Source organism: Streptomyces aurantiacus JA 4570, from assembly GCF_000414115.1.
GTDB classification, from domain to species: domain Bacteria; phylum Actinomycetota; class Actinomycetes; order Streptomycetales; family Streptomycetaceae; genus Streptomyces; species Streptomyces aurantiacus_A.
On record NZ_AOPZ01000092.1, the window covers coordinates 1 to 3,814 of the forward strand.

General features: G+C 74.8%; 3 protein-coding genes and 1 pseudogene. 2 read left to right on the forward strand and 2 right to left on the reverse strand.

Features of this window, described 5'->3' with window-relative positions:
- A pseudogene (locus STRAU_RS12015) lies at nt 1-777 on the forward strand (beta-galactosidase); the annotation flags it as partial.
- Nucleotides 778-787: 10 nt separating this feature from the next.
- Complete coding sequence (locus STRAU_RS12020) at nt 788-1,207, forward strand: hypothetical protein (protein WP_016640570.1); 420 nt, start codon at nt 788-790, stop codon at nt 1,205-1,207.
- On the opposite strand, the gene STRAU_RS12025 is transcribed toward STRAU_RS12020, so the two are convergent.
- Complete coding sequence (locus STRAU_RS12025; RefSeq protein ID WP_016640572.1) at nt 1,197-2,654, reverse strand: lysine N(6)-hydroxylase/L-ornithine N(5)-oxygenase family protein; 1,458 nt, start codon at nt 2,652-2,654, stop codon at nt 1,197-1,199. The two genes, STRAU_RS12020 and STRAU_RS12025, sit on opposite strands and share 11 nt — an antisense overlap.
- On the reverse strand, nt 2,651-3,814 hold a 1,164-nt coding region (locus tag STRAU_RS12030; protein WP_037658852.1), incomplete at its 5' end, for a pyridoxal phosphate-dependent decarboxylase family protein. The genes STRAU_RS12025 and STRAU_RS12030, both read right to left, overlap by 4 nt.

The following is a 3,814-nucleotide window of genomic DNA, read 5'->3' on the forward strand; positions in this document are numbered from 1 at the left end:
CCACCCCCCGCCACCCTCGCCGCCCCCGCCTCGGCCCGCCTCACCGACTGGGTGCCCCTCGACCCCCTCGCCGACGCCCTCGGCACCCCCGAGACGGAACACGCCGTGCCCCCCACCTTCGAGGACCTGGGCGTCGACCGGGGCCTGGTCCGCTACACCCTCGACCTCCCCGGCCCCCGCGAGCCCTACCCGCTGACCGCCCGGGGCCTGCGGGACCGGGCCGTCGTACACGTCGACGGCGTGCCGGCCGGCATCCTCACCGAGGACGCCCCCACCCTGCCGGAGCCCGTCGCCGGACCCGCCCGCGTGACGCTGTGGACGGAGTCCCTCGGCCGCGTCAACTACGGGCCGCGCGTGGGGGAGCCCAAGGGCATCACGGGCGGGATCCTGCACGAGCGGCAGTACGCGCACGGGGTGCGGGCCGTCGGCCTGCCCCTCGGCGCCTTCGACGACGCCGAGGCCGTGCGAGGACTGGCCGCGAGCCTTGAGCCGGCCCGGGGGCGGCCCGGGCTCTACCGCGGCACCCTCGACCTGCGCGGCCCCGGCGACGCCACCCTCGAACTGCCCGGCTGGGGCCGGGGATTCGTCTGGCTCAACGGCTTCTGCCTCGGCCGCTACTGGGCCGTCGGCCCCCAGCACGGGCTGTACGTCCCCGGCCCCGTGCTGCGGAAGGGCGCCAACGAGGTATGGGTCCTTGAGGTCGAGGGGACCACGGGGGAGCGGGAGGTGCGGCTGGTCGGACAGGGGGCTGCCGCCCCTGACCCCGGCCGTGGATAGCCTCTGGAGCATGAACGAGGAACTGGCCACGGCGCTGACGGTCGTGCTGCGGGATCTGCGGGCGACGTGTGCCGTCCAGCCGAACGTCCGTGAGGAGCTCGACTTCGACGAAGCGCCGCTGGTGATGCTGTACGAGGCCGACGGCTCGGGTGTGGGGGTGTCGGTGCCGGAGGGCGCGGCGCCCGCCGAGCAGGTGGCGGAGCTCGCCGAGCAGGTCAAGGACTGGGCCGTGGAGGCGCTGGCTTCGCAGTTGCTGCCGGCGACGTGGCCGGAGTGCCCCGACCATCCGGCGTCGCATCCGCTGGCCGCGGAGGTCGTCGGGGGCACGGCGGTGTGGTCGTGCCCCCGGTCGCGGCGGGTGGTGGCGCCGGTGGGCGCGCTCGCGGAGCCGGGGCGGGCGAGCGGCGGGCGCCGCGGGGTCAGTTCTTGAGGCGGACGAGGTTGGTGGGCTGCTCGCCGCGGGCCGCGGGGGTGCGGGGCCGCGGGTCGGTGAGGCCGAAGCTGGTGAAGGCGGTGCGCTCGGGCAGCGGGTAGGGGTCCTTGCCGGTGAGGGTGTTGAGGATGGTGGCGCTGCGCCAGGCGGCGAGCCCGAGGTCGGGCGCGCCGACGCCGTGCGTGTGGCGTTCGGCGTTCTGTACGTAGACGGATGCGCCGGTGCCCGTGACCGAGGGGTCGAGGACGAGGCGGTACTGCTCGTCGATGCGGGGGCGCTCGGAGGAGTCGCGGCGCATGTACGGGTCGAGGCCGGCGAGGAGCTGGTCGAGGGGGCGCTCGCGGTAGCCGGTGGCGAGGACGACGGCGTCGGTGGTGAGACGGGAGCGGGTGCCCTGCTGGACGTGTTCCAGGTGGAGTTCGACGCGGGTGGTGGCGACCCGTCCCGCGGTGCGGACGGTGACACCGGGGGTGAGGACGGCGTCGGGCCAGCCGCCGTGCAGGGTGCGCTGGTAGAGCTCGTCGTGGATGGCGGCGATCGTGTCGGCGTCGATGCCCTTGTGGAGCTGCCACTGGCCGGGGACGAGCCGGTCGCGTACGGACTCGGGCAGGGCGTGGAAGTAGCGGGTGTAGTCGGGGGTGAAGTGCTCCAGGCCCAGCTTGGAGTACTCCATGGGGGCGAAGGCCGCGCTGCGGGCCAGCCAGTGGATCTTCTCGTGTCCGGCGGGACGGTGCTTGAGCAGGTCGAGGAAGATCTCGGCGCCGGACTGCCCCGAGCCGATGACGGTGATGTGCTCGGCGGCCAGGAAGCGGTCGCGGTGCGCCAGATAGTCGGCGGAGTGGATGACGGGGACGCCGGGGGCGTCGGCGAGGGGCCTGAGGGGCTCGGGGACATAAGGGGCGGTGCCGACGCCGAGGGCGATGTTGCGGGCGTGGGTGCGGCCGAGGGCCTCGGCTTCGCCGTCGGCGTCGAGCTGGGTGAAGTCGACCTCGAACAGGGCGCGTTCGGGGTTCCAGCGGACGGCGTCGACCTGGTGGCCGAAGTGCAGGGCGGGCAGGTTCTCGCTGACCCACCGGCAGTAGGCGTCGTACTCGGCGCGCCGGATGTGGAAGCGCTCGGCGAAGTAGAACGGGAAGAGGCGCTGGCGGGAGCGCAGATAGCTGAGGAACGACCAGGGGTTCGCGGGGTCGGCGAGGGTCACCAGGTCGGCGAGGAAGGGCACTTGCAGGGTGGCGCCGTCGATGAGGAGGCCGGGGTGCCAGTGGAAGGACGGCCGCTGTTCGTAGAACGCCGCGTCGACGCCGTCGAGGGGCTGGGCGAGCGCGGCGAGGGACAGGTTGAACGGGCCGATGCCGATGCCGACCAGGTCGCGGGGCCCCGCGGGGGCGGCGGGCGCACGGACGGGCTTGTCGGGCAGATCGGGCGTGGCCGACGCGTCCTTCATCGAGGGCTTGTTCCTTCCACGAGCGTGAGCAGGGCCACGAGGTCCTCGGGGCGGGTGTGCGGGTTGAGCAGGGTGGCCTTGAGCCAGCGGCGGCCGTCGAGCTGGGCCCGGCCGAGGACGGCGGTGCCGTCGGTGAGGAGCTTCCTTCGTACGTACGCGATGTGGTCGTCGTCGGCGCCCGCGGGCCGGAACAGGACGGTGCTGATGGCGGGCTTGTCGTGCAGCTCGAAGCCGGGGTGGGCCGCGACGAGGTCGGCGAACTCCCGCGCGCGGTCGCAGACCTGGTCGACGAGGGCGCCGAGCCCGGCGCGGCCGAGGGCCTTGAGGGTGACGGCGATCTTCAGGGCGTCGGGTCTGCGGGTGGTGCGCAGGGAGCGGCCGAGGAGGTCGGGCAGGCCGGCTTCGGTGTCGTCGTCGGCGTTCAGGTAGTCGGCGCGGTGGCCGAGGACGTCGAGGTCGGCTGTGGCGCGGACGGTGAGGACTCCGGCGGCGGCCGGCTGCCAGCCGAGTTTGTGCAGGTCGAGGGTCACGCTGTCGGCCCGGTCGAGGCCGTGCAGCTTCGCCCTGTGCACGTCGCTGAAGAGCAGGCCCGCGCCGTACGCGGCGTCGACGTGCAGCCGGGCCCCGTGGGCGGCGCACAGGTCGGCGATGTCGGTGAGGGGGTCGACGAGACCGGCGTCGGTGGTGCCGGCGGTGGCCGCGACGAGGAAGCCGCCGGGCGGGCCGGGGAGTTCGGTGAGGGCCTCGTCGAGGGCGGCGGGATCGAGGACACCGGCGGGCGCCGGCACGGTGACGGGCTCCGGCAGGCCGAGGAGCCAGGCGGCGCGGCCCAGGGAGTGATGAGCGTTGGCGCCCACGAGGACGTGCAGGGCGTGGCCGTGGGCGGCGGCCTGTTCGCGGGCGAGGAGCAGGGCGAGCTGGTTGGACTCGGTGCCGCCGGTGGTGATCAGCGCGTCGGCCGCGCCCTCCGGGCCGCCGTGGACCTCGGCGGCCAGGGTGGCGGTGAGGAGAGCTTCGAGGGCGGAGGCCGCGGGCGCCTGGTCCCAGGAGTCCATGGAGGGATTGAGCGCGGACGCCGCGAGATCGGCCGCGGCCGCGAGGGCGAGCGGTGGGCAGTGCAGATGCGCCGCGCACAGCGGGTCCGCGGGGTCGGCCGCGCC